At 63.2% G+C, this 359-nt stretch carries 1 protein-coding gene; it reads left to right on the top strand.

The features are described from left to right. On the top strand, positions 1 to 359 hold a 359-nt coding region (locus GTP77_RS29945; protein ID WP_161075764.1), incomplete at both ends, for a transposase.

The following is a 359-nucleotide window of genomic DNA, read 5'->3' as shown; positions in this document are numbered from 1 at the left end:
CGATCTTGCTGCGCCGCGTCCCAGCCGTGAACGCGGCGGTCGCCCGCCGTTCCCGACCGAATTGATGGTGCGGGTGCTGCTGATCCAGCAGTTGTTCAACCTCTCCGATGAACAGATGGAGTTCCAGTTGCTGGACCGGTTGAGCTTCCAGCGCTTTGCCGGACTGCGTGCCAGCAGCCAGATCCCGGACCGGACCACGATCTGGACCTTCAAGGAACGCCTGATCCAGGCGGGCGCCAGCGAAAGCATCTTCGACGCGGTCAACCGGCAACTGGCCAAGCACGGCTACATTGCGCGCGGCGGCCAGATGATCGACGCCAGCTTCGTGCAGGTGCCAAAGCAATCGCTGAGCAAGGAAG

This window comes from Pseudoduganella aquatica, from assembly GCF_009857595.1.
Lineage (GTDB): Bacteria > Pseudomonadota > Gammaproteobacteria > Burkholderiales > Burkholderiaceae_D > Rugamonas > Rugamonas aquatica_A.
Note: the sequence above shows the minus strand (reverse complement) of the source record. Positions and strands in the feature narration are given on the sequence as shown.